At 58.5% G+C, this 23,132-nt stretch carries 24 protein-coding genes and 1 riboswitch; of the genes, 13 read left to right on the top strand and 11 right to left on the bottom strand.

Features of this window, described 5'->3' with window-relative positions; translation table 11 throughout:
* Position 1: 1 nt before the first annotated feature.
* From JLG71_RS01540 to acpT, 5 genes are read left to right on the top strand one after another with little or no spacing between them, the layout of a single operon-like run.
* Positions 2-1,171, top strand: coding sequence for a beta-ketoacyl-[acyl-carrier-protein] synthase family protein (locus tag JLG71_RS01540; RefSeq protein WP_049084052.1), 1,170 nt, complete (start codon positions 2-4; stop codon positions 1,169-1,171).
* On the top strand, positions 1,168-1,644 hold the full coding sequence (locus JLG71_RS01535; protein ID WP_014227116.1) for an ApeP family dehydratase: 477 nt from the start codon (positions 1,168-1,170) through the stop codon (positions 1,642-1,644). The genes JLG71_RS01540 and JLG71_RS01535 overlap by 4 nt, the downstream gene beginning before the upstream one ends.
* On the top strand, positions 1,641-2,372 hold the full coding sequence (locus JLG71_RS01530) for a 3-ketoacyl-ACP reductase FabG2 (protein WP_014227117.1): 732 nt from the start codon (positions 1,641-1,643) through the stop codon (positions 2,370-2,372). Before JLG71_RS01535 ends, JLG71_RS01530 begins: the two co-directional genes overlap by 4 nt.
* Positions 2,369-3,598, top strand: coding sequence for a beta-ketoacyl-ACP synthase (locus JLG71_RS01525; RefSeq protein WP_014227118.1), 1,230 nt, complete (start codon positions 2,369-2,371; stop codon positions 3,596-3,598). The genes JLG71_RS01530 and JLG71_RS01525 overlap by 4 nt, the downstream gene beginning before the upstream one ends.
* Position 3,599: 1 nt before the next feature.
* Complete coding sequence (gene acpT, locus JLG71_RS01520; protein WP_200913948.1) at positions 3,600-4,181, top strand: 4'-phosphopantetheinyl transferase AcpT; 582 nt, start codon at positions 3,600-3,602, stop codon at positions 4,179-4,181.
* A gap of 213 nt (positions 4,182-4,394) precedes the next feature.
* Here the strand turns inward: acpT and arnF are convergent, their stop codons facing one another.
* The 8 genes from arnF to JLG71_RS01480 form a co-directional block, all read right to left on the bottom strand.
* Positions 4,395-4,778, bottom strand: a complete 384-nt coding sequence (gene arnF, locus JLG71_RS01515) for a 4-amino-4-deoxy-L-arabinose-phosphoundecaprenol flippase subunit ArnF (RefSeq protein WP_014227120.1) — start codon at positions 4,776-4,778, stop codon at positions 4,395-4,397.
* On the bottom strand, positions 4,778-5,116 hold the full coding sequence (gene arnE / locus JLG71_RS01510) for a 4-amino-4-deoxy-L-arabinose-phosphoundecaprenol flippase subunit ArnE (protein ID WP_032751588.1): 339 nt from the start codon (positions 5,114-5,116) through the stop codon (positions 4,778-4,780). The genes arnF and arnE overlap by 1 nt, the downstream gene beginning before the upstream one ends.
* Positions 5,113-6,768 (bottom strand): lipid IV(A) 4-amino-4-deoxy-L-arabinosyltransferase, encoded by a 1,656-nt coding sequence (gene arnT, locus JLG71_RS01505; RefSeq protein WP_200913947.1) that lies wholly within the window; start codon positions 6,766-6,768, stop codon positions 5,113-5,115. Before arnT ends, arnE begins: the two co-directional genes overlap by 4 nt.
* Positions 6,768-7,670: a 4-deoxy-4-formamido-L-arabinose-phosphoundecaprenol deformylase gene (arnD, locus tag JLG71_RS01500; RefSeq protein WP_014227123.1), complete on the bottom strand. Its 903-nt coding sequence runs from the start codon at positions 7,668-7,670 to the stop codon at positions 6,768-6,770. The genes arnT and arnD overlap by 1 nt, the downstream gene beginning before the upstream one ends.
* Positions 7,667-9,652, bottom strand: a complete 1,986-nt coding sequence (arnA, locus tag JLG71_RS01495; RefSeq protein ID WP_014227124.1) for a bifunctional UDP-4-amino-4-deoxy-L-arabinose formyltransferase/UDP-glucuronic acid oxidase ArnA — start codon at positions 9,650-9,652, stop codon at positions 7,667-7,669. Before arnA ends, arnD begins: the two co-directional genes overlap by 4 nt.
* Positions 9,649-10,632 carry an undecaprenyl-phosphate 4-deoxy-4-formamido-L-arabinose transferase gene (gene arnC, locus JLG71_RS01490; RefSeq protein WP_004126208.1) on the bottom strand — a complete coding sequence of 328 codons (984 nt, stop codon included), beginning with the start codon at positions 10,630-10,632 and terminating at the stop codon, positions 9,649-9,651. Before arnC ends, arnA begins: the two co-directional genes overlap by 4 nt.
* Position 10,633: 1 nt before the next feature.
* Positions 10,634-11,773 carry a UDP-4-amino-4-deoxy-L-arabinose aminotransferase gene (gene arnB, locus JLG71_RS01485; RefSeq protein WP_004855110.1) on the bottom strand — a complete coding sequence of 380 codons (1,140 nt, stop codon included), beginning with the start codon at positions 11,771-11,773 and terminating at the stop codon, positions 10,634-10,636.
* A 399-nt stretch (positions 11,774-12,172) separates the two neighbouring features.
* Positions 12,173-12,679, bottom strand: a complete 507-nt coding sequence (locus JLG71_RS01480; RefSeq protein ID WP_025106840.1) for a phenolic acid decarboxylase — start codon at positions 12,677-12,679, stop codon at positions 12,173-12,175.
* 97 nt (positions 12,680-12,776) lie between these two features.
* Between JLG71_RS01480 and JLG71_RS01475 the strand changes: the two genes are divergently transcribed.
* On the top strand, positions 12,777-13,637 hold the full coding sequence (locus JLG71_RS01475; RefSeq protein WP_200913946.1) for a LysR family transcriptional regulator: 861 nt from the start codon (positions 12,777-12,779) through the stop codon (positions 13,635-13,637).
* 246 nt (positions 13,638-13,883) lie between these two features.
* On the opposite strand, the gene JLG71_RS01470 is transcribed toward JLG71_RS01475, so the two are convergent.
* Positions 13,884-14,864, bottom strand: coding sequence for an IS110 family RNA-guided transposase (locus JLG71_RS01470; RefSeq protein WP_057174408.1), 981 nt, complete (start codon positions 14,862-14,864; stop codon positions 13,884-13,886).
* A gap of 536 nt (positions 14,865-15,400) precedes the next feature.
* Between JLG71_RS01470 and nikA the strand changes: the two genes are divergently transcribed.
* The 6 genes from nikA to nikR are packed head-to-tail and all read left to right on the top strand — an operon-like array spanning position 15,401 to position 20,696.
* The gene (gene nikA, locus JLG71_RS01465) at positions 15,401-16,969 is read left to right on the top strand and encodes a nickel ABC transporter substrate-binding protein (RefSeq protein ID WP_154919981.1); all 1,569 of its coding nucleotides are present in this window, start codon (positions 15,401-15,403) and stop codon (positions 16,967-16,969) included.
* Complete coding sequence (gene nikB, locus JLG71_RS01460) at positions 16,969-17,913, top strand: nickel ABC transporter permease subunit NikB (protein ID WP_032694215.1); 945 nt, start codon at positions 16,969-16,971, stop codon at positions 17,911-17,913. The genes nikA and nikB overlap by 1 nt, the downstream gene beginning before the upstream one ends.
* Positions 17,910-18,743: a nickel ABC transporter permease subunit NikC gene (nikC, locus tag JLG71_RS01455; RefSeq protein WP_004855132.1), complete on the top strand. Its 834-nt coding sequence runs from the start codon at positions 17,910-17,912 to the stop codon at positions 18,741-18,743. The genes nikB and nikC overlap by 4 nt, the downstream gene beginning before the upstream one ends.
* Positions 18,743-19,504 carry a nickel import ATP-binding protein NikD gene (gene nikD, locus JLG71_RS01450; protein WP_014227131.1) on the top strand — a complete coding sequence of 254 codons (762 nt, stop codon included), beginning with the start codon at positions 18,743-18,745 and terminating at the stop codon, positions 19,502-19,504. The genes nikC and nikD overlap by 1 nt, the downstream gene beginning before the upstream one ends.
* A complete protein-coding gene (gene nikE / locus JLG71_RS01445; RefSeq protein ID WP_064357700.1) occupies positions 19,504-20,274 on the top strand; it encodes a nickel import ATP-binding protein NikE in 771 nt (256 codons plus the stop codon). Before nikD ends, nikE begins: the two co-directional genes overlap by 1 nt.
* A gap of 5 nt (positions 20,275-20,279) precedes the next feature.
* Entirely contained in the window at positions 20,280-20,696 is a 417-nt protein-coding gene (nikR, locus tag JLG71_RS01440; RefSeq protein WP_064357698.1) for a nickel-responsive transcriptional regulator NikR, read from the top strand.
* 50 nt (positions 20,697-20,746) lie between these two features.
* Here nikR and JLG71_RS01435 read toward each other — a convergent pair whose 3' ends face one another.
* Positions 20,747-21,304 (bottom strand): YagU family protein, encoded by a 558-nt coding sequence (locus JLG71_RS01435; RefSeq protein ID WP_025106835.1) that lies wholly within the window; start codon positions 21,302-21,304, stop codon positions 20,747-20,749.
* Between the two features lie 253 nt (positions 21,305-21,557).
* Positions 21,558-21,741, top strand: a riboswitch (M-box (ykoK) riboswitch).
* A gap of 56 nt (positions 21,742-21,797) precedes the next feature.
* Between JLG71_RS01435 and JLG71_RS01430 the strand changes: the two genes are divergently transcribed.
* Positions 21,798-22,811, top strand: coding sequence for a magnesium transporter (locus JLG71_RS01430; protein WP_200913945.1), 1,014 nt, complete (start codon positions 21,798-21,800; stop codon positions 22,809-22,811).
* On the opposite strand, the gene JLG71_RS01425 is transcribed toward JLG71_RS01430, so the two are convergent.
* On the bottom strand, positions 22,777-23,109 hold the full coding sequence (locus JLG71_RS01425) for a LysR family transcriptional regulator (protein ID WP_227630950.1): 333 nt from the start codon (positions 23,107-23,109) through the stop codon (positions 22,777-22,779). The two genes, JLG71_RS01430 and JLG71_RS01425, sit on opposite strands and share 35 nt — an antisense overlap.
* Positions 23,110-23,132: the final 23 nt, after the last annotated feature.

Below are 23,132 nucleotides of genomic sequence, written 5' to 3'. Positions count from 1 at the left end.
AATGATCTATATTTCTGCCGTCGGCATGATCAACGCGCTGGGTAGCGATAACAATGAAATTGCCGCCAACCTGACGCGCGGCGTGGCACCCGGTATGCGCCCTCGTTCAGGCTGGCTTCGGGGACATCCGCACGCGGTATTAGCCGGTGTAGATGGCGAACTGCCGGTCATTCCCGATGAGTTCAGCGCCCATCGTTCACGCAATAATCAATTACTACTGGCGGCGCTTAAACACATTCAGCCGCAGGTCGATAAGGCTATTACGCAGTACGGACGGGACCGGATTGCCGTGATACTCGGTACCAGTACCTCTGGACTTGATGAAGGCGATACGCACGTTAATCTGACGCTTAACGGACAGGAAAGCGCGGCCTGGCAGTACCCGCAACAAGAGCTGGGAGACCCATCGCGCTTTCTTAGCCGCTGGCTGGCACTGGCTGGCCCGGCATTCACGCTGTCAACCGCCTGCTCTTCCAGCGCCCGGGCAATAATTAGCGGACGCCGCCTGCTTGAAGCCGGGCTAGCGGACGTCGCGATTGTCGGCGGTGCGGATACGCTGAGCCGAATGCCGATCAATGGCTTCCACAGTCTGGAATCCCTCTCCCCAACGCTGTGCCAGCCGTTCGGTCGTGACCGCAATGGCATTACTATTGGTGAAGGTGCCGCGTTGATGCTGCTGACTCGTGAACCGCAGCCTATTGCTTTACTGGGCGTGGGCGAGTCGAGCGACGCATACCATATTTCAGCGCCGCATCCACAAGGTGAAGGAGCGATCCGCGCCATTCATCAGGCGCTGCACGACGCAGGAATCACGCCAGAGCAGGTGGGCTACATCAATCTGCACGGTACCGCCACGCCGCTTAACGACCAGATTGAATCCAGAGTGGTGCACGAACTGTTCGGCGAAACGGTGCCATGCAGTTCCACTAAACACCTAACCGGCCACACGCTGGGTGCAGCAGGGATCACCGAAGCGGCGATCGGTATGCTAATTTTGCAACGCAACCTGCCACTACCGCCGCAGAATTTTCGCTCCTCGCCACGCGACGAAACGCTGCCGCCCTGCGGTATCATCGAGCAGCCGCAGCCGCTTGAACGTCCAGTTATCCTGTCAAACTCGTTTGCCTTTGGCGGCAATAACGCCAGTATTCTGCTCGGGAGGATCTCATGAGCGACTATTTACCCCCCGGCGAATACCTGCCGCACGACGAGCCAATGCTGCTGCTTGATGAGGTGGTAAATGTGACGGACGACTCCACCCTCTGCCGAGTCACGGTATCGGCCAATGGCACGCTGGCCCCCTTTCTCGATGCAGAAGGCCATCTCCCCGGCTGGTTTGCCCTGGAGCTTATGGCGCAAACCGTTGGCGTCTGGTCAGGCTGGCACCGCCACCGGCAGGGACAAGAGAGTATTTCCTTAGGCATGGTGCTCGGCGCGCGTGAACTGGTCTGCGCGGCGGGGATTGTTCCCGCCGGATTAACGCTGAATGTCTCCGTCACGTTGCTGATGCAGGATGAGCGCTTCGGCAGCTTTGAATGCACGATTGCCGCTGGCGAAGAGACGTTGGCTACTGGCAGGGTTAACACCTTCCAGCCAACATCTGAAGAACTTAACACCCTATTTCAACAAGGAGCGTCCGCATGAATCGTTCAGTTTTGGTTACCGGCTCCAGCAAGGGAATCGGTCGCGCTATCGCCCTCCAACTGGCAGCGGACGGCTTTATTGTTGGCGTCCATTATCATCGCGATGCGCAGGGCGCGCAGGAGACGCTGGATGCGATTCTCGCCGCAGGCGGCGCTGGCCGCCTGCTGACGTTTGACGTCGCCAACCGCGAGCAGTGCCGCAAGGTGTTAGAGCAGGATATCGAGGCACATAGCGCGTGGTACGGCGTGGTGAGCAATGCTGGTATCACACGCGATGCGGCCTTCCCGGCGCTCAGCGATAACGACTGGGATACGGTGATCCACACCAATCTGGATAGCTTCTACAACGTTATTCAGCCGTGCATCATGCCGATGATTAGCGCGCGTAAGGGCGGGCGAATCATTACGCTTTCTTCGGTTTCCGGCGTAATGGGCAATCGGGGCCAGGTTAACTACAGCGCGGCCAAAGCGGGGATTATCGGGGCGACGAAAGCGCTGGCAACTGAGCTGGCAAAACGCAAAATTACCGTCAACTGCATCGCACCGGGGCTTATCGACACCGGGATGATCGAAATGGAAGAGGCCGCGCTTAAAGAGGCGATGTCAATGATCCCCATGAAACGGATGGGCCATGCGGACGAAGTGGCCGGGCTTGCCAGCTATTTAATGTCGGATGTGGCGGGCTACGTGACCCGTCAGGTGATTTCCATCAATGGAGGGATGTTATGACGCGTAGAGTGGTGATTACAGGCATGGGCGGTGTCACCGCCTTTGGAGAAAGCTGGCAGGCCGTTTCCACCAGACTGCTTGACTACGAGAACGCAGTACGCAAAATGCCGGAGTGGCAGGTTTATGACGGCCTGCATACGCTGCTGGGCGCGCCGGTCGATGATTTCACCCCACCGGAGCATTATACCCGTAAGCGTATTCGCTCCATGGGCCGCGTATCGCTGATGTCCACTCGCGCCACTGAACTGGCGCTGGAACAGGCAGGGCTAATTGGCGAGGCAGTGCTAACCAACGGCGAAACTGGTATCGCCTATGGCTCCTCAACCGGCAGCACCGGACCAGTGAGTGAATTCGCCACTATGCTGACCGAAAAACACACCAATAACATCACCGGCACCACCTACGTACAGATGATGCCGCATACCACCGCCGTCAACACCGGGCTGTTTTTCGGATTGCGCGGTCGCGTTATCCCCACATCCAGTGCCTGTACCTCAGGCAGCCAGGCGATTGGTTACGCATGGGAAGCGATTCGTCACGGATATCAAACAGTAATGGTGGCTGGCGGCGCAGAAGAGCTATGTCCGTCGGAAGCGGCAGTGTTTGATACCTTATTCGCCACCAGCCAGCGTAATGATGCCCCCAAAACCACCCCTTCCCCGTTCGATGAACAACGCGATGGTCTGGTGATTGGCGAAGGCGCAGGCACGCTGATCCTGGAAGAACTGGAGCACGCCAAAGCGCGCGGTGCGACCATCTACGGTGAGATTATCGGCTTCGCCACCAACTGCGACGCGGCGCATATAACCCAACCGCAGCGAGAAACCATGCAGATATGCATGGAGCAGTCACTGAAAATAGCAGGCCTGAGTGCTCTGGATATTGGCTATATTTCCGCTCACGGAACGGCGACCGATCGCGGTGATATTGCAGAAAGCCTGGCAACAGAGGCGATTTATGGTAACAACGTCCCCTTCTCTTCCCTGAAAAGTTATTTTGGCCATACCCTGGGTGCCTGCGGTGCGCTGGAAGCCTGGATGAGCCTGCATATGATGCGCGAAGGCTGGTTTGCGCCAACGTTGAACCTGCATCATCCGGATGCCAACTGCGGCGCACTGGATTACATCATGGGTGAAGCCCGCAAAATTGACTGTGAGTTTCTGCAAAGCAACAACTTTGCCTTTGGCGGCATTAACACCTCTATTATCATCCAGCGCTGGCCCTGAAATGTACCGGCTTTTTCTGGGAAACGTGTCGGCCTTAAGCGCAGGCGATCTGCCGTCTGCATTGTTCTCCTGCGCGCCTCAGGGCGCCGGCCAAACTCGCTGGCTGGCCGGGCGTGCCCTGCTTTCCCACGCTGTTTCGCCACTGCCGGAAATTATCTATAGCGAACAGGGCAAACCTGCTTTCTCGGCCGGTACGCCACTGTGGTTCAATCTGAGCCACAGCAACGACGATATCGCGTTACTGCTGAGCGACGAAGGTGAAGTGGGTTGCGATATCGAAGTTGTACGCCAGCGCGATAACTGGCGCGCGTTGGTAAGCGCGGTTTTTAGCCCCGGCGAACAGGCTGAGATCGAGGCTACCCCCCCGGAACGGCAGATAGCTGCCTTCTGGCGGATCTGGACACGCAAAGAAGCCATCATCAAGCAGTACGGCGGAAGCGCCTGGCAAATGCGCAGTATCGACAGCACGCAGCCCTCCGCGCTGTCGGTGAGCCAGATTCAGATAGGATCGCTCAGCCTCGCGGTCTGCACGCCAACACCATTTCTTTTGACCACCGCGAACATCAGCCGGGCTCGCTCGTAAAATCAAGCCCTGCGGGCAACCGGCACCAGACTGCACGCTCCCGTAGCGCGGTCAACACTGCACCACCGGAAAGATTCAATGCCAATCATCAGCCCCGCCACACTTCCCGGAGGCGATGCTGCGCATCTGTCCGGGCTACCGGCCAGCAGCCGGCTCAACTCCGCAGCCCGAGCGGCGCAGCGCCACCGGGAAGAAACAGTGATATTAGCCAGGCTAATTGAGCCGCTTCACCGGCCAGAAGATCGTCAGCACCCCGGCGACAATCAGCAGCACGCCCAGCAGCGATTGCCAGTGGAAAGGCTCATGCCAGCCGGGGAGCCAGATGGCGGCGGCCCATACCAGGATGTAGCTCAGGCTCAGCAGCGCGTAGGCTTTCGCCAGCGGCAGTTGATGGAGGGCGAAGTACCAGCAGACCATCGACAGCAGGTAACCCATAAGCCCGAACGCCAGGCCAAACGTGCCCGCCCGCAGATGCAGCAGATGGTTGAGGAAGGTGAATATCTCCGTCAGCGGCGGGAGCTCGACCATCGCGCTGCGCAGCAGCAGCTGCGCGCCGCTCGCCAGGCCGACGCTGAACAACGCCCAGATTAAGCCCATCAGATACGGCTCCCGAGAATAACGATCCCAACGACGATGAGTCCCACGCCAAGCCAGTGGCGACGCGCGACCGGCTCGCGCCAGATCCCCCACGCCGCCAGCGTCACCCAGACGAAGTTCAGGCTCAGCATGGGATAGGCGATGCTGACCGGGATCGACTGCAGCACGCTAAGCCACAGCAGCATGCTGCAGCCGAGAGAGAGCAGCGCGAGCCCCAGCCAGACAAGGATATGGTACCCGCGCCGCCCGGATTTGGACGGGCGGGTCGCCTGTTTCTGGCACAGCTGTCCGGCGCAGCTCAGCAGGCTGGCGAAAACCAGACAGATCCAGACGCTCATTGCGGCAGATACTGGATATACACCACGCGCCCAAGCTCGTAGGAGCTATCCGGTTTCGGTAGCGCTAAATCAGCCATACTTTCTCCTTTATCCATCAGCAGAACCAGCGAGACGGGGCCCTGTTGGCGGTGCGTCGCTAGCCAGTCAGCAAAATGGGCTTGATCGACAAACTGGTGCTGCGCGTCCGGCCAGGAGAGACCGTACTTCAGCTCGCCCTGCTTGTCGAACAGAATGATATCGCTGCGCTTGAGCTCCCACGACAGCCCGCCGGCGATACCGACGTTATTGGTCAACACGTAGCGGCTCGGGGTCAGCGATTCGCTGACGATATCCACCAGGAACTGCGGCTGCTTGCTGTCGATCACCCGATCCGGGATAGCGAAGCCCACCAGCAGCGCCAGCCCGAGCGGGCAGCAGGCGGCGAGGGTCCAGCGGTGGCCGTTGTCCTTCATCGCCAGCCAGCCCATCAGCGCCCAGCAGCCAAATATCAGCGCCGCCAGCAGGCACTTATAGAGTTCAATATGGCTCCATACCGGCTTGTGCATAATGCCCCACGGCGAAACCACCAGCACGGCGACCAGGCCAATCAGGCCAAAGGCCAGGTTGATCGCGCCGTTAATTTTCAGCACCTTCGCCCCCGCCTTCGCCGCGTCCAGCGCGTAGCGCGCCATCAGAATCGACAGGGGAGCAAAACAGGGCAGGATATAGGTTGGGAGTTTACCCTTAGCAATGCTGAAGAACAGGAACGGCATCGCCACCCATCCGAGCAAATAGAGCGCACCGCGTGACTCATCGCGTTCGGTCCAGCCGCGCTTGAGCGCACCCGGCAGCAGCGCCAGCCACGGCAGGCTGCCGGCAATCAGGAACGGAATGTAGTACCAGAACGGCGCTTTATGCTGGGCATCTTTTTCCGCGAAACGCTGGATATGCTCCACCCAGAAGAAGTAGCGCCAGAAGTCCGGCTCGCGTTTGGCGATGGCAAGACCCCACGGCAGCACCACCAGCGCGCAGACGCCCACCGCCAGCCAGCCGTAAGTCAACACTTCGCGCCAGCGCTTACGCGCAATCACCCACGGTAGTACCCCGACCACCGGCACCGCCAGCGCGAGGAAGCCTTTGGTCATCACCCCCATCCCGCAGGCCACGCCGAGTAAAACATAGCCGAGAATTTTGCCGCCGCGGCTTTGGGCCTGCGCCGCGCCCCAGAAGCTGCACATCGCCAGCGCCATCCACATGGTGATCATCGGGTCGAGCACCGCGTAGGTGCCGATACCGTAGACCAGCAGCGCGGTCAGGAAGATCGCCGGTGACAGGATCGCGACGCGTTTATCGCGGAAAAGACGCCATGCCAGCCAGGCGACCAGCAGAGCGGTGACGGTAATGGAAAACACCACCCCAAAGCGGACGGCAAAATTATTGTGGCCGAATAGCCACTGGCCGATGCTGTTGATCCAGTAGCCGGCAATGGGCTTTTCAAAGTAGCGCAGCCCGAGGAAATGCGGCACCACCCAGTCGCCGGTCGCCAGCATTTCGCGGCTGATCTCCGCGTAGCGGGTTTCATCAGGCTGCCAGAGCAGGCGGAAGTTAAGCGGCAGTAAATAGTAGAGGACAAAAAGGGCGACCAGAGAGGCGCCGTAGCGAATGCTTTTCATCAAACACCCGAATTGAGTAATTGTTCACGTCCAAGCCAGCCTTCCCGGCCGGCCAGTTCACCACGAACCACTTTACCTCGCGGCAGCACGCTAAAATCGGCGGGCAGCAGCTGGCTTAGCGGGCAAAACCGGATCTCTTCCTGTGCGGCCATGGTCAGCAGTTCATCAAACTGCTCCGCGAAGGCGATGCCTTCCACTTCGGCATGGATGGTATAGACCGGCGTCCCCGCGTCGCGATGGATGCAGTCCAGCAGATAGCGGTTGAAGCCCGCACTATCCACCGCGTTGCCCACCACTTCATCCCAGGTCGGTAAGGTTACCGGGATCTGCACGGTTCCCGGCGCGCCGTTCCCCAGCTGCGGCAGAAAAGGCCCGGTCCCCCGGCAGTCGCTGTTATAAAGGAAATCGAAAGCCTCTTTGGCTTTGATCACCCGCTGATCGGCACGCCAGCCGGCAACGGCGGAACAGGTTACCGGGCGACCGATAATCCGCTCCAGCTCCAGCAGCCCGCGTTCAACCTCCAGCGTCAGCCTTTCCTGCGGCCAGACGCCGCTCCACGCCTGCCAGCTATAGTGATCCCAGGCGTGCAGGCCGACTTCATGCTCCTGCGCGGCGGCGCGGATAACGTCCTCATTCCCGGCGCCGATCCTGCGCCCTGGCCAGGCGGTACCGGCCAGCAGGATATCCCAGCCGTACAGCGACGCGGCCTTTGAGCGCAGCATCTTCCACAGAAACTTCGGTTTTATCAGGCGCCAGATATGGCGCCCCATGTTGTCCGGCCCGACGCTGAAAAAGAAGCTTGCCTGAATCCCGTGCTGGCTCAGCAGAGCCAGCAGCCGCGGGACCCCGTCCCGCGTGCCGCGAAAGGTATCGACATCTATGCGTAAGCCGACCTGTTTCATGATTTTCCGCTGTCCGTCAGCTCAACCGTGCGCAGGAAGAAGTCCAGGGTGTGTTCCACGGTCTCTTCCATTTCCACCGTTGGCACCCAGTTCAGGCAGCGCTTCGCGTTGCGAATGCTCGGCTTACGATGTTCGACGTCCTGGTAGCCTTTACCGTAGTAATCGCTGCTTTCCACTTCGCGGAACCCGGCAAACGGCGGGAAGCGGTCGCGCAGCGGATGGCGTTCAAAGCAGGCCAGCAGCATTTCCGCCAGCTCTTTGATACTCGCTTCGTTATCCGGGTTGCCGATGTTGATGATCTGCCCGTCGCAGCGGCCGTCTTTGTTCTCAATGATGCGGAACAGCGCTTCGATACCGTCGCTGATATCGGTAAAACAGCGTTTCTGCTTACCGCCCTCAATCAGCTTGATCGGCGAACCTTCAACCAGGTTCAGGATCAGCTGGGTGATGGCGCGAGAGCTACCGATGCGCGCGGCGTTGAGGTTATCGAGGCGCGGCCCCATCCAGTTAAACGGACGGAACAGGGTAAACTTCAGGCCGTTCTTATCGCCGTAGGCCCAGATCACGCGGTCCAGCAGCTGCTTGGAGACCGAGTAGATCCAGCGCTGTTTGTTAATCGGCCCGACCACCAGATTGGAGGTATCTTCATCGAAGTTATTGTCGGTGCACATGCCGTACACTTCCGAGGTCGACGGGAAGATGATGCGCTTATCGTATTTCACGCAGTCGCGGATAATCTTCAGGTTCTCTTCGAAATCCAGCTCAAACACGCGCAGCGGGTTGCGGGTATATTCGATTGGCGTGGCAATCGCCACCAGCGGCAGGACCACGTCGCACTTCTTAATGTGGTACTCGATCCACTCGGAGTGAATGCTGATATCGCCTTCAACGAAGTGGAAGCGCGGGTTGTCGAGGAAGCGGCTGATAGCGTCGGAGCCAATGTCCAGGCCGTAAATCTCGTAGTTGTCGTCCTGCAGCAGACGCTCGGTCAGGTGGTTGCCGATAAAGCCGTTCACCCCGAGGATCAGCACGCGGGTACGGCGCTTAATCGCCACCACCGGTTTGCTGCTCAGCACCGCGCCGGCAACCAGGCCAAGCGCCTGCGCCAGCTGCGTACCCTGCATATAAACGCCGCGCTCGGTCTGCCCGGTAACGATTTCTAACGCCCCTTCCTGGCAGGCGACCACCAGCGGCGCAACGGAGATCACCGTCCCCGCTTTGGCGGCGGCCAGATCGTGGCGCACGCGGGATTTCCAGACGATAAACTTGTTCGCGCCGGCGTAGCCGAACGCGCCCGGCCACGGATCGGAGACCGCACGGACGAGGTTGTGCAGCGTCTGGGCCGAGCGTTCCCAGTCGAGGCGACCGTCTTCCGGCGTACGGCGACCGACGTAAGTCGCCTGGCTTTCATCCTGGGCGCGCTCTTCGGTTTTGCCGTCGCGGATGGCGGGCAGCGCCTGAGCCAAAAGTTCCGACGCCGCGGAACAGAGCTTACGGTGCAGCGCTAGCGCCGCGTCATCCGCGCCGATCGCGACGCTTTTCTGCGCCACGATATTGCCGGCATCGGCGCGGTTAACCATACGGTGCAGCGTCACGCCGGTTTCGCTTTCGCCGTTCACCAGCACCCAGTTCAGCGGCGCGCGGCCGCGGTATTTTGGCAGCAGTGAACCATGCAGGTTAAAAGCCCCCTGCGGCGCAATATTCAAAATGTCATCGCACAGCAGGTTGCGGTAGTAGAACGAGAACAGCACGTCCGGTTTAATCTCACGGATACGTTCGATCCACAGCGGATGATTCGCATCTTCCGGCGCCCATACCGGGATGCCTTGCTCAGCGGCAATACGCGCCACGGAGCCAAAAAAATGGTTTTCGCCAGGGTTATCCGGATGGGTAAAAATAGCGGCGATGTCATAACCGGCATCCAGCAGAGACTGAATACCTGCACAACCCATATCGTGATAAGCGAAGACTACGGCTTTCATGAACGATCTTCCTCTTGAGATGCCGTTTCCGGCTGGCGAACAACACGTTGAATAAAGTAGCGGGGGCGGGCGCGGACATCGTTATAGATGCGGCCGATATACTCCCCGAGCAGGCCCATCCCGACGAACTGGGCGCCGATAAACATAAACAGCACCGCGAACAGCATGAACACCCCTTCCGCCGCCCACTGGGGACCAAACACCAGACGCAGCACCACCAGCATCAGGCCGAAGGCGAAGCCCAGCAGAGCGATGACGCTGCCGAACAGGCTCAGCAGGCGCAGCGGCGTGGTGGTCAGGCAGGTCACCAGGTCGTACATCAGGTTAATCAGGCGCATAAAGCTGTATTTGGAATCGCCGAATTCGCGCTCGGCGTGCATCACCGGGATCTCAACCGCCCGGCGGGCAAAAGTATTCGCCAGAATCGGGATAAACGTACTGCGCTCATGGCAGTTGAGCATCGCGTCGATGATATGGCGGCGATAGGCGCGCAGCATGCAGCCATAGTCGCCCATCGCTTTACCGGTGGTGCGCTGGATCAGGCGGTTGATCATCTTCGAGGCGCTTTTACGGAAGAAGGTGTCCTGGCGGTTCTGGCGCACGGTACCGACCACGTCGTAGCCCTCGTCGGCCTTCTCGACCAGGCGCGGGATCTCTTCCGGCGGGTTTTGCAGGTCGGCATCAAGGGTAATGATCAGGTCGCCGGTAACGTGGCTGAAGCCCGCCATAATCGCCGAGTGCTGGCCATAGTTGCGGTTCAACAGGACCGCCACCACGTGGCTGCCTTCGGCCTCGGCGGCTTCGGTGAGCATTCGCGCCGAGTCATCGCTGCTGCCGTCGTCGACCAGCAGAATTTCATATTGCCGTCCGAGCGTCGCGCAGGCGGTGTCGGTGCGGCGGATAAGCTCCGGCAGGCTCTCCTGTTCGTTATACACAGGAATAACGACCGAGACCTTTTTCACGGGAGGATAGCTAAACATATCAACGTCCTGACAGCTGGTGCAGTGCGGAAATGACCCGAGTGACATCGTCATCGGTCATATCCGGGAACAACGGAATGGAACAAATGCGCGCGCTGTTCCATTCCGTATGCGGTAATGAAACTTCAGGGAAACGCTCGCGGTAATACTTTTGCGTATGGGCCGCGCGGAAGTGCAGGCCGGTGCCAATGCCCATGGCCTTCAGTCTTTCCATCAGCGCATCGCGGCTGATGCCGCAGGCGGCTTCGTCAACGCGGATAATAAACAGGTGCCAGGCGTGCTGATGCTCCCACGACGGCGCCACCAGCGGCCTGAAGGGCGTATCCGCCAGCTCTCGCAGATAGCGTTGCGCAATGGCGGCGCGGCGCTGATTGGCGTGGGCGAGCTTGTCCAGCTGCACCAGCGCCAGCGCGGCGTTGATATCCGCGAGATTGTATTTAAAGCCCGGCGAAATCACCTCCGCCTGCGGGGCGCGGCCCAGGGTCTGGCGGTCATAAGCGTCAACGCCGAGGCCGTGGAACTTCAGGCTGCGAATGCGCGCGGCCAGTTCGTCATCGTCGGTCACCACCAGCCCGCCTTCGGCGCAGGTCATATTCTTGATCGCATGGAATGAGAAAATGGCGGTACCGCGCCACCCGACGTGGCGGCCTTTGTAGTACGTCCCCGCCGCGTGGGCGGCATCTTCAATCACCGGAATAGCGTGACGCTCGCCAATCGCGCGAATGGCGTCAATATCCGCCGGTGCGCCAGCATAGTGCACAGGGATAATGGCTTTGGTTCGCGGGGTGATTGCCGCTTCAACCGCTTCGGGGGTAATCATCAGGTTATCGGGATCGACATCGATCATCACCGGGGTCGCGCCGAGCAGGCAGATCATGTTCAGCGTGGAGACCCAGGTCTGGGAAGGGGTGATCACTTCATCGCCCGCACCGATACCCAGCCCCATCAGCGTGACGTGCATGCCGCCGGTCGCCGAACTGACGGCGATGGCGTGACGGTTGCCGGTTAACGTGCAGAACGCCTCTTCCAGCGCCTGATTTTTCGGTCCAGTGGTGATCCAGCCCGATTGCAAAACTTCACGCAGCGCAGCCAGCTCTGCGTCGCCCATCGACGGGCGCGAAAACGGCAAAAAATCGCTCATCATGTTCCTGTTCTGTGAATGACCCGCGAAAAACCGGGTCGATAAGAAATATCCTGCACCTGCTGACCTAAACAAAATGAAAATGAAAGCGAAATCAGCCCGATGGCGCATTTCATTATTTTGTATTCAGATGTTATTAAATTTAGTCAGATTTGCTTAGGATAATATTAAGAAATTAATATTAATTAGATATGCATGATGATTTTGTTAAAAATCATTGAGATAGATTGGAATTTATCGCAGAAAAAGGCGCTATAGCGTTCCCGCCGGACGGAGAAATAGCGGGAACGCATTGGCGAAAAGTAAACGGATGCTCAACCAGATTCCAATAAGCTATCTTTAAACATCGTTCAGCAAATATAAAAAATCCAGTCGAATCACGAAACTATTTCAAAATGATTACAGGTTGGCAGGAAAGTTGTCAGGTAATTCGTTAGCCGGGCAATTAATCACTTCGTCATTATCCGCACCGCAATCGCGCACAAAAGTGATGGTGGCAAACTCATCAATCACTTCTGTCGGATAAGCCGGACCGGCTTCACGATAAGAGACCATCAGCGGAATATGATCGTTCTGGAAGCAGACGGTTTTCTCCGGGTTATTCATTACCCAGCGCGGGAAAAAGATGGTGCCGTGAAACAGTTTGTCGCCGAGGTTAACGATCAGGCTCACGTCGGTACCGGTCGGTTCGGTCCAGGAAATTTTGTAGATGCTTTCGCCGACGCGAACGATATAAGCCTGCTGATCTTTCACCCAACGATTCGCGACGATACCGCTGTGAATACGATAATCCAGGGTGGTGCCGTTTTTAACGTAAATTTCGTAGTTCCAGCCATTATCGTAGGTATAAACCAGATGCTTGCCGATAAAACCGCTCAGGTCATGTTTGTCGAATGTGCTCATAATCTGTTCTCCTCTGTTTGTTGAGAACAAGCATACTGCTTTAAAAAATGGATGAATAACGCTATGTTTGGATTAAACTCATTCACTTTTTAGATGGATTATGCACAAGACTACGCTGGAACAATGGGCGCTGCTGGAGAAAGTTGTCGAGCTGGGTAGCTTCGCGAAGGCGGCGGACGAGACCCACCGCAGCCAGTCGTCGGTGAGCTATAATCTCGCGCTGTTGCAGGAGCGGCTGGGCGTCACGCTGCTGACGCCATCGGGCCGTCGCGCGGTGCTGACCCCGGCAGGCGAGCTGCTGCTCGGCCAGGTTAAGCCGCTGCTGCAGGCCTTCTCTTATGTCGAAACCCATGCCGCCACCCTGCGAGACGGCGCCCGGACCCGGCTGGATCTGGTGGTCGACAGCATTTTCCCACGCCAGCGGCTGTTCGCCATTCTGCGCCAGTTTCAACAGCGCTACCCGCAAACTCAGGTCAGGTTGACCGAAGTGCTGGAAAACGTTGAGGAAGAGCATCCGGCCCGCACCGAGGCGGACGTGATGGTGCTGACCCGCCGTCAGGATATTACCGGCCGCGGCGAATGGCTGATGAACATTGATTTTGTCGCCGTCGCCCATCGCGATCATCCACTCTCCGCACTGGCGGGGCCGCTGGACGACAGCGCGCTGGCCCCCTGGCCGCTGGTGCGCATCGCCGACCGCAGCAACGACCTGCAATCTTCCCGCGATGCATGGACGTTTTCCACTATTGATGCCGCCATCGATGCGGTGCTGTATCAGGTCGGGTTTGGCTGGCTGCCGGAAGAGCGCATTGGCCCACAGCTTCAACAAGGGGTGCTGAAGGCGCTGCCGCTGGGACACGGCGCGCGGCGGGCAACGCCGCTGCACCTGATCGTTAAGCGTGATTTAACACCTATTGATGAGCAGGTCGCCACGCTGCTGGATCTGTTCAGAGCGCCCTGATGGGCTTGTTTACCCGGCTCGCGCTGCGCTTAGCCGGGCTACAGATTCACTGCGGTCTGCTCCCGGGGGCGGCGCTTAACGCGCCTTGCCCGGGCTACAAGGTCCCCGCCGTCTGCGAGCCGGTAGCCCGGACAGATGCGCAGCATCGCCTCCGGGAAATTCAGCCTCTCTGCGCGCTGCTCCCGGATGACAGGCACACCAACGACAGCACTCTCTGGTGCTGTCGTTTTTTCTCAGGGAACGTTGTTACGCTATCAACAGCTCATGCTGTGAGGCATCGAACGTCTTTCCTGACTTCAGTACTCCATAAGCCACCTGCGCCAGCTTTCGCATCATCGCCCCTATGATGACTTTTGCCCGCTTTCCGCTCTCTTCCAGCCTTTTCCTGAACGCTTTTCCCCACGCCGTATGGTACAGCGCCGATAACGCTGGCATGTATAACGCCTTGCGCAGTTGAACCGGCCCCGCTTTGCTCATCCGGCTCGCCCGCATCACGCTGCTGCCCGACTCATGCTGCACCGGCGTCAGTCCTGCATACGCCGCGAACTGCCGCGCTGTACCGAACTTCAGCCTCAGGCCCGTATACGCCAGCAGAACAGCCGCTGTTTTCTCCCCGATGCCCGGAATACTGTTCAGCAGCTTCCGCCGTCGTTTCATATCCGGGTCGTTATCCGTCAGGTCTTTTATCTGTTTTTCGATACGCGCCAGCTCCGCGCTCAGACATCCCAGCAGGATATCAATGCTGGCCAGCTGAACCTCCGGCGCGGTTTCCCGCCGGTTTTTCTCCTGCGTCTGCATCTCTGTCAGCGCCTGATGCCTTAACACCAGGGCTTTCAGTGCCCGCTCTGTCGGATGAGGGGCCTCCCAGGCTGACGGGCGTTTTTCCCGGCAGAAGTGAGCCAGCATACGGGCGTCCACTTTGTCAGTTTTACTGCGCAACCCCTCACTCTGTGCGAAAGCTTTACTGAGGGCGGGGTTGATGATGGACACGGTATACCCGGCATCACTCAGATGCGCGGCCGCGTCTTCCATGTAGGTGCTGGTGGACTCCATGCAGACATGGGCACGGTTCACGTCATGGCCGCGAAGCCAGCGGACCAGCGCTTCGTGTCCGGAGAGGGTATTGTCAAATTTTTTACAGCGATGCCGGCCATCAGGGCGAAGAATATCGACATCCAGTTTAGCTTTGGCGACATCAATACCGATGAAGTGGAGTTCATTTTCCATAGTGAAACCAACCTTGCAAATACGGGTTACCGGTGAAAGCCGGTCCATGATACTGTCCGGTTTATCACATGAGAAAGAACGGCGGTCCGGTGCAAAGGATCTACGGAACAGGCGCGAAAGCCTAAGCCCGGACACGGCATCCGGACCGCCATCAGAGAGAACTGGCCGGTTCTTTCTGACGGAGTAATCATACAAGCCCGGACAGATGCGCAGCATCGCCTCCGGGAAATTCAGCCTCTCTGCGCGCTGCTCCCGGGGGCGGAGCTTATCGCGCCTTGCCCGGGCTACAGGGTCCCCGACGTCTGCGAGCCGGTAGCCCGGACAGATGCGCAGCATCGCCTCCGGGAAATGTGCCGAAGCTGATGCTTCCCGGCTTGCGCTGCGCTTAGCCGGGCTGCAGGCGGGTTCGTAAACTCATACAGCCAAAAGAGATATACCGTTTTCTTATACTTTCAGGCCCGATATTGATCCAGCTTACGCCGAAAGTATGATGAATCTTTAAAATCGTCATACTTTCCTGTCGCTGAGAAAAAGCCTTGTCTATTATCCGCACCACCCTGCTGGCGCTATTCGCCTGCGCCCCGTTGCTGGCCTGCGCCGCGTCCAATGAAATCACCACCGCCTGGCCGGTCAACGTGGGGCCGCTCAACCCGCACCTCTATACGCCCAACCAGATGTACGCCCAGAGCATGGTCTATGAGCCGCTGGTAAAGTATCAGGCGGATGGCTCGGTAAAACCCTGGCTGGCAAAAAGCTGGACCCACTCGGCGGACGGCAAAGTCTGGACCTTCACCCTGCGCGATGACGTGACATTTTCCAACGGCGAAGCGTTTGACGCCCATGCCGCCGCGGAGAACTTCCGCGTGGTGCTCGATAACCGCCAGCGCCACGCCTGGCTGGAGCTGGTCAATCAGATCGTCGAGGTCAACGCGCTCGACAAAAACCAGCTGCAAATCACCCTGAAAAGCGCCTATTACCCGTTCTTACAGGAGCTGGCGCTGCCGCGCCCTTTCCGCTTTATCGCCCCGTCGCAGTTCAAAGACAATGAGACCCTGCACGGCATTAAAGCGCCGATTGGCACCGGTCCGTGGGTGCTGAAGGAATCAAAACTCAATCAGTACGATGTGCTGGTGCGTAACGATCGCTACTGGGGCGAAAAGCCGCAGATTGAAAAAATTACCGTCAAGGTGATCCCGGACCCGACGACCCGCGCGGTGGCCTTTGAAACCGGCGATATTGACCTGCTCTACGGCAACGAAGGGCTGCTGCCGCTCGACACCTTCGACCGCTTCAGCCACAACCCGGCCTACCGTACCCAGCTTTCCCGCCCGATAGAGACGGTGATGCTGGCGCTGAACTCCGCCAAAGCCCCCACCAACGAGCTAGCGGTGCGCGAAGCGCTGAACTTTGCGGTGAATAAAAAATCGCTGATTGATAACGCCCTGTACGGCACTCAGCAGGTGGCCGATACGCTGTTCGCCCCCACCGTGCCCTATGCCGATATTGGCCTGACGCCGCGCCGGTACGATCCGCAGCAGGCGAAGGCGCTGCTGGAAAACGCGGGCTGGGTCCTGCCTGCGGGTAAGGATATTCGCGAGAAAAACGGCCTGCCGCTGCGCGTTGAGCTGTCGTTTATCGGTACCGACGCGCTAAGCAAATCGATGGCGGAAATCATTCAGGCCGATATGCGCCAGGTTGGCGTGGACGTGGCGCTGGTCGGCGAGGAAGAGAGCAGTATTTATGCCCGCCAGCGCGATGGTCGCTTCGGCATGATTTTCAACCGTACCTGGGGCGCCCCCTACGATCCGCACGCTTTTATGAGTTCGATGCGCGTACCGTCGCACGCCGATTTTCAGGCGCAGCAGGGATTAGCCGACAAACCGATTATTGATAAAGAAATCGGCGAGGTGCTGAAAACCACCGATGAAACGCGGCGTCAGGCGCTGTACAAAGACCTGCTGACCCGACTGCACAACGATGCGGTCTATCTGCCCATCAGCTACGTCTCGATGATGGTGGTCGCCAGACCGGAGCTGGGGGCGATTCCCTACGCGCCGATCGCGTCTGAAATTCCGTTTGAACAGATTAAGCCGGTGAAACCCTGATGTTACGTTACGCGCTGCGGCGGGTCGCGCTGCTGATACCGATGATCTTCGCCGCCTCGGTGATTATCTTTTTAATGCTGCGCCTGGGCACCGGTGACCCGGCGCTGGACTATTTGCGCCTGTCAAACCTGCCGCCGACGCCGGAGATGGTGGCCTCAACCCGCGCGATGCTGGGGCTGGAGCGGCCGCTTATCGTCCAGTACGGCAGCTGGCTGTGGCAGGCGCTGCATCTGGATTTTGGCGTTTCGTTCGCCACCCAGCGTCCGGTGCTGGATGACATGCTGAGCTTTCTGCCCGCCACGCTGCAGCTGGCCGGCGCCGCGCTGGTGCTGATCCTCCTCACCTCCGTACCGCTGGGCATCTGGGCGGCGCGGCACCGCGACCGTCTGCCGGATTTTATTGTGCGGATCATCGCTTTTCTCGGCGTGTCGATGCCCAACTTCTGGCTGGCTTTCCTGCTGGTGATGTTCTTTTCGGTTTATCTGCAATGGCTGCCGGCGATGGGCTATGGCGGCTGGCAGCACATCATTCTGCCGGCGGTGTCGATCGCCTTTATGTCGCTGGCGATCAACGCCCGCCTGCTGCGCGCCAGCATGCTGGAAGTCGCCGGGCAGCGTCACGTAACCTGGGCCAGACTGCGCGGCCTGAACGACAGGCAAACCGAGCGCCGCCATATTCTGCGCAACGCCTCGCTGCCGATGATTACCGCCGTGGGGATGCATATCGGCGAGCTGATTGGCGGCACGATGATTATCGAGAATATCTTTGCCTGGCCCGGCGTGGGCCGCTACGCCGTCTCGGCGATTTTTAATCGCGATTATCCGGTGATTCAGTGTTTCACCCTGATGATGGTGATCGTTTTTGTGGTCTGTAACCTGATGGTTGATCTGCTGAACGCCGCGCTGGACCCGCGCATTCGCCGCCATGAAGGAGCGCGCTCGTGAACTTTTTCCTCTCTTCACGCGGGTCCGTCCGCATTTCTTTGCTTATCATCGCCCTGCTGGCGGTCGTTGCGCTCACCAGCCAGTGGTGGCTGCCGTACGATCCGCAGGCGATCGATCTGCCTTCGCGCCTGCTGCCGCCCGGCAGCCAGCACTGGCTCGGTACCGATCATCTGGGGCGCGATATCTTCTCGCGTCTGCTGGCGGCGACCCGCGTATCGCTCGGCTCGGTGATGGCCTGCCTGCTGCTGGTGCTGGCGCTGGGACTCCTCGTCGGGGGCTGCGCCGGGCTTATCGGCGGCCGCGTCGATCAGGCCACCATGCGCGTCGCGGATCTGTTTATGACCTTCCCGACCTCAATCCTCTCTTTCTTTATGGTGGGGGTACTGGGAACCGGGCTGACCAACGTAATTATCGCCATCGCCCTGTCGCACTGGGCGTGGTATGCGCGGATGGTGCGCAGCCTGACAATCTCCCTGCGCCAGCGCGAATTTGTGCTCGCCGCGCGGCTTTCCGGCGCGGGACACGTGCGGGTATTCGTCGACCATCTGGCCGGCGCGGTCATTCCGTCGCTGCTGGTGCTGGCGACCCTGGATATCGGGCATATGATGCTGCACGTCGCCGGGATGTCGTTTCTCGGCCTCGGCGTCACCGCGCCAACCGCCGAGTGGGGGGTGATGATTAACGACGCCCGCCAGTATATCTGGACCCAGCCGCTGCAAATGTTCTGGCCGGGACTGGCGCTGTTTATCACCGTCATGGCCTTCAACATGGTGGGCGACGCGCTGCGCGATCGCCTGGATCCTCATCTGATCGCGGAGCACGCCCACTAATGCCGCAACAAATTACACTGCAAAACATCGTCTTACAGGCCGAGCGTCCGCTGGTGCACGGCGTATCATTGACGCTCAAACGCGGGCGCGTGCTGGCGCTGGTTGGCGGCAGCGGCAGCGGAAAATCGCTAACCTGCGCGGCGGCGCTGGGCATTTTGCCTCCCGGCGTACGGCAAACGGCGGGGATGATCCTCGCCGACGGCCAGCCGGTCTCCCCTGGCGAGCTGCGCGGCAGCAAAATCGCCACCATTATGCAGAACCCGCGCAGCGCCTTTAATCCGCTGCACACCATGGCGACCCACGCGCGGGAAACCTGCCGGGCATTGGGTAAACCCGCAGACGACGCCACGCTTACGGCGGTACTGGAAGCCGTTGGGCTGGAGGAGGCGCAGCGCGTCCTGAAGCTTTATCCGTTCGAGATGAGCGGCGGCATGCTGCAGCGGATGATGATTGCCATGGCGCTGCTGTGCGAGGCGCCGTTTATCATTGCCGATGAACCCACCACCGACCTGGACGCCGTGGCCCAGGCGCGCATTCTCGATCTGCTGGCAGGTGTTATGCAAAACCGCGGGCCCGGGATGCTGCTGGTCACTCACGATATGGGCGTCGTGGCGCGGCTGGCGGACGATGTGGCGGTGATGGATAGCGGCTGCATTGTGGAACAGGGGGATGTCGAAAGCCTGTTCAACGCTCCGCAGCACAGCATCACCCGCAGCCTGGTGGCGGCGCATCTCGCCCTCTACGGACTGGAGCTGGCCTGATGACATTACTGAGCGTATCCGCGATAACCCATCAATATACCGATTCAACGGTGCTAAAAGAGGTCTCTTTGGCGCTGAAAAGCGGTGAAACCGTTGCCCTGCTGGGACGCAGCGGCTGCGGGAAAAGCACCCTGGCACGCCTGCTCGTTGGCCTGGAATCCCCCACTCAGGGCAGCGTCTGCTGGCGAGGAGAACCGCTCTCTCGGCTCAATCACGCCAAGCAAAAGGCGTTCCGTCGGGATATTCAGATGGTGTTTCAGGACGCCATCAGCGCGGTGAATCCGCGTAAAACGGTACGCGAGATTTTGCGTGAACCCATGCGACATCTGCTGTCATTGACGAAAGCGGAACAGCTGGCCCGGGCAAGCGACATGCTCAGGGCGGTGGATCTCGATGATAGCGTGCTCGATAAGCGCCCCCCGCAGCTGAGCGGCGGACAGCTGCAGCGCGTCTGCCTGGCGCGCGCGCTGTCGGTTGAGCCGCAGCTGCTGATCCTTGATGAGGCGGTGTCTAACCTCGACCTGGTGCTCCAGGCGGGCGTCATTGGTCTGCTCAAAAAGCTTCAGCGACAGTTTGGCACCGCCTGTCTGTTTATCACCCACGACTTACGTCTGGTGGAGCGTTTTTGCCAGCGGGTGATGGTGATGGATGAGGGGCAAATCGTTGAGACGCAGGTCGTGGGCGACAAATTAACGTTTTCTTCCCACGCCGGTCGCGTGTTACAAAATGCGGTACTTCCCGCCTTTCCCGTGCGCCGTAATAAGGTTTAAAACAGATGCAACGTATCACGATTACTCTTGATGACGATTTACTCGACACGCTGGATAGCCTGAGCCAGCGCCGCGGCTATCATAATCGCTCCGAAGCCATCCGCGATATTCTGCGCGGCGCGCTGGCCCAGGAAAGCACTCAGGAGCACGGCACCCAGGGCTTCGCGGTACTCTCCTATGTTTATGAACATGAGAAGCGCGATTTAGCCAGCCGTTTAGTCTCCACCCAGCATCATCACCACGACCTCTCCGTCGCCACCCTCCACGTACATATCAACCATGACGACTGTCTGGAAATCGCCGTGCTGAAAGGCGATATGGGCGACGTTCAGCATTTTGCCGATGACGTTATCGCCCAGCGCGGCGTGCGCCACGGCCATTTGCAGTGTTTGCCAACGGAGAAGGAGTCACCCCACTCATAGCCGTGGGATGCGATAAATGACTCTTTAACGCGCGATCGGGACTAACGCCATTATGGCGACTCGTTGGCCCATGCGCCTCGTATCGGTTTTGCCAGCAGGGCAAGAACGGCAATCATGCTGATTTCAATCGAAAACGACCAGCAAATATGTCCGAGGGTTTCGCTCCACAGCTCATAGCCATTCAGGTTCCACAGCCACCCGGTTTCCCCGTTTAAATAGGCGGGATGCCTGAAGCCCAGCGCGGGAATGAGGAAGCCGTGCATAACGAGAGTAATAATCAGACCATAGGCCGCGCCGTACCAAAGCCGGATTTTCGGCCAGTATGCGGAAATGAAGACATAGAGAAAGGCAAAAGCAAAGCTGAACAGCCAGTGGTAAAGCATGACGGCGCCGGGGATTGTCACCCCCTGATAAACGTAGTCCAGCGAGTGTGAATTAATGCCAAGCCAGCCGAGCCAGGCGTCGATATGCGCCGCCGGGGGCGATATCTCGCCCGCCACGCGGGGCGGCATATTAGCTTCCGTTCCCGACTTCACCAGAGAGCTGATGAACCCTCCAATGAGCGTCGTCCAGATAATAACCTGAAGATTAATCCTGTTTTTCAACATAACAGCGTTCCTCTTAAATATCGCTTATACGATGGGTCACCTCAGTTTTTTCAACCAACAATCTCGCGGGAAATAGCATTTATAACGCATCCACTGCTAAGTATAGTTTGAAAAAATTTTGTTCACCCTAAGAGGGCAAAATCCCTGTATCGCCCTGATCGCAATAAACTTTCGCCTTTTCTCAACAATTAATAAACCACATGAATTATATGCTTGGTTAATCATCTCTCTTCGCGAATAATCAGGCCTCATTTAACGATCTCGTTATGGCGAGGCTCCTGCATAAACATAAGTTACCGCCCTGTTGGTATCGAGAGAGACCACTCAGGGAAATACAGGCTTCCATCGAATCAAGGTGTTGCCAAGGTAACTTCTGACGGCGTTCATGCCGGGCAGATACGTTGTGCAGTGCTAAAACCAGGACGTAGGGATCTGCCTGTGCTCATCCTGTCTTGTTCGCCCCTATGAGTGATTTTTTATAGGGAATTACACCATGTCTTCCATTCAACTGTGCGCCGCACATCAGGCTACCGCAGCGTTCGACGGCGACGCGATCGCCCAGTATATGCGTACCGATTTCATTACCCTGCCGGAACATTTCAGCGTTCATGAAGCACGTGAGCTGTTCGTTTCTCAGCTGGCCAGCGATGAGATCCCCGGCCAGGTTTTTGTCGTCGCCGGGAAAAAACTGCGCGGCAGTTTATCGATTAAAAAGCTGCTGCAGGAGAGCGATACCGCCCAGTCCATTCGTTATTTAATGGATAGCTGCCTGTTTCGCGTCAGGCCTGACGACCCGCGGCCGCAGGTGGTCGCCGAGCTGGCCGAGCGCGGGCTCGACCTCGTGCCGGGGGTCGAAAAGGGCGAGCTGGTCGGCTGCCTGATGGAAAAAGAGATCGCGCATCTGCTGGAAGATGACGTGACCGAGGATGCTCAGCGTCAGGGCGCGACGCTGCCGCTGGAAAAGCCCTACCTGGAAACCAGCCCGTGGGCGCTGTGGAAAAAACGTTCGGTATGGCTGCTGCTGCTCTTTGTCGCCGAAGCCTATACCAGCAGCGTGTTACAGCATTTTGAGGAAGCGCTGGAGTCGGCGATTGCGCTGGCCTTTTTCATTCCGCTGTTGATTGGTACCGGCGGCAATAGCGGGACGCAGATCACCTCCACCCTCGTGCGTTCCATGGCGCTCGGCGAGGTGCGGCTGCGCGATATGGGACGCGTAATCCGTAAAGAGGTTTCAACCTCGCTGCTGATTGCCATTACGCTCGGCCTGGCGGGCTGCCTGCGCGCCTGGATGATGGGCATCGGCATGGAGATCACCCTGATTGTCAGCCTGACGCTGGTATGCATTACCCTGTGGAGCGCGGTGGTGTCTTCGGTGATCCCCCTGACGCTCAAACGCGTCGGCATCGACCCGGCTGTAGTTTCAGCGCCGTTTATCGCCACCCTTATCGACGGTACCGGACTGATTATCTACTTCAAAATTGCCCAGTATTTCCTGGGGCTGAACTGATTATTTTGCCCGGCGGGAAGGACTTGCCGGGCTGTTTTATTCCCGCCCGAATATCCGCAATCGCATTAAGCAATATCAGTAACTCTGGAGCAAGCCGATAAAAAGCGTGTCCTTTTTCCGTTAAGATAACTTTTCTGATATTCCTGCCGCGCTTAATCAGGTTGAAACCCAGTTCATTTTCAAGCGCACATACGCTGGTTGTTATCAACGAAGGCGCAATACTCAGCCGCTGCGATACAAAATGAATACTCCCCTCCCGAACCATAAGCATGAATATCTCCACCTGTGATTTATTCATTGCCGAAACCTCTCCAGATTAAC

This window comes from Klebsiella michiganensis, assembly GCF_015139575.1.
Classification (GTDB): Bacteria; Pseudomonadota; Gammaproteobacteria; order Enterobacterales; family Enterobacteriaceae; genus Klebsiella; species Klebsiella michiganensis.
The sequence above is the reverse complement of the archived record's forward strand: the minus strand, read 5'-3'. Positions and strand labels throughout refer to the sequence as shown.

Excerpts from the sequence above, each read along its gene's own strand:
- JLG71_RS01540 (WP_049084052.1), top strand. The coding sequence starts at position 2 with ATGATCTATATTTCTGCCGTCGGCATGATCAACGCGCTGGGTAGCGAT.
- JLG71_RS01535 (WP_014227116.1), top strand. The coding sequence starts at position 1,168 with ATGAGCGACTATTTACCCCCCGGCGAATACCTGCCGCACGACGAGCCA.
- JLG71_RS01530 (WP_014227117.1), top strand. The coding sequence starts at position 1,641 with ATGAATCGTTCAGTTTTGGTTACCGGCTCCAGCAAGGGAATCGGTCGC.
- JLG71_RS01525 (WP_014227118.1), top strand. The coding sequence starts at position 2,369 with ATGACGCGTAGAGTGGTGATTACAGGCATGGGCGGTGTCACCGCCTTT.
- acpT (WP_200913948.1), top strand. The coding sequence starts at position 3,600 with ATGTACCGGCTTTTTCTGGGAAACGTGTCGGCCTTAAGCGCAGGCGAT.
- arnF (WP_014227120.1), bottom strand. The coding sequence starts at position 4,778 with ATGGGCTTAATCTGGGCGTTGTTCAGCGTCGGCCTGGCGAGCGGCGCG.
- arnE (WP_032751588.1), bottom strand. The coding sequence starts at position 5,116 with ATGAGCGTCTGGATCTGTCTGGTTTTCGCCAGCCTGCTGAGCTGCGCC.
- arnT (WP_200913947.1), bottom strand. The coding sequence starts at position 6,768 with ATGAAAAGCATTCGCTACGGCGCCTCTCTGGTCGCCCTTTTTGTCCTC.
- arnD (WP_014227123.1), bottom strand. The coding sequence starts at position 7,670 with ATGAAACAGGTCGGCTTACGCATAGATGTCGATACCTTTCGCGGCACG.
- arnA (WP_014227124.1), bottom strand. The coding sequence starts at position 9,652 with ATGAAAGCCGTAGTCTTCGCTTATCACGATATGGGTTGTGCAGGTATT.
- arnC (WP_004126208.1), bottom strand. The coding sequence starts at position 10,632 with ATGTTTAGCTATCCTCCCGTGAAAAAGGTCTCGGTCGTTATTCCTGTG.
- arnB (WP_004855110.1), bottom strand. The coding sequence starts at position 11,773 with ATGAGCGATTTTTTGCCGTTTTCGCGCCCGTCGATGGGCGACGCAGAG.
- JLG71_RS01475 (WP_200913946.1), top strand. The coding sequence starts at position 12,777 with ATGCACAAGACTACGCTGGAACAATGGGCGCTGCTGGAGAAAGTTGTC.
- JLG71_RS01470 (WP_057174408.1), bottom strand. The coding sequence starts at position 14,864 with ATGGAAAATGAACTCCACTTCATCGGTATTGATGTCGCCAAAGCTAAA.
- nikB (WP_032694215.1), top strand. The coding sequence starts at position 16,969 with ATGTTACGTTACGCGCTGCGGCGGGTCGCGCTGCTGATACCGATGATC.
- nikD (WP_014227131.1), top strand. The coding sequence starts at position 18,743 with ATGCCGCAACAAATTACACTGCAAAACATCGTCTTACAGGCCGAGCGT.
- nikE (WP_064357700.1), top strand. The coding sequence starts at position 19,504 with ATGACATTACTGAGCGTATCCGCGATAACCCATCAATATACCGATTCA.
- nikR (WP_064357698.1), top strand. The coding sequence starts at position 20,280 with ATGCAACGTATCACGATTACTCTTGATGACGATTTACTCGACACGCTG.
- JLG71_RS01435 (WP_025106835.1), bottom strand. The coding sequence starts at position 21,304 with ATGTTGAAAAACAGGATTAATCTTCAGGTTATTATCTGGACGACGCTC.
- JLG71_RS01430 (WP_200913945.1), top strand. The coding sequence starts at position 21,798 with ATGTCTTCCATTCAACTGTGCGCCGCACATCAGGCTACCGCAGCGTTC.
- JLG71_RS01425 (WP_227630950.1), bottom strand. The coding sequence starts at position 23,109 with ATGAATAAATCACAGGTGGAGATATTCATGCTTATGGTTCGGGAGGGG.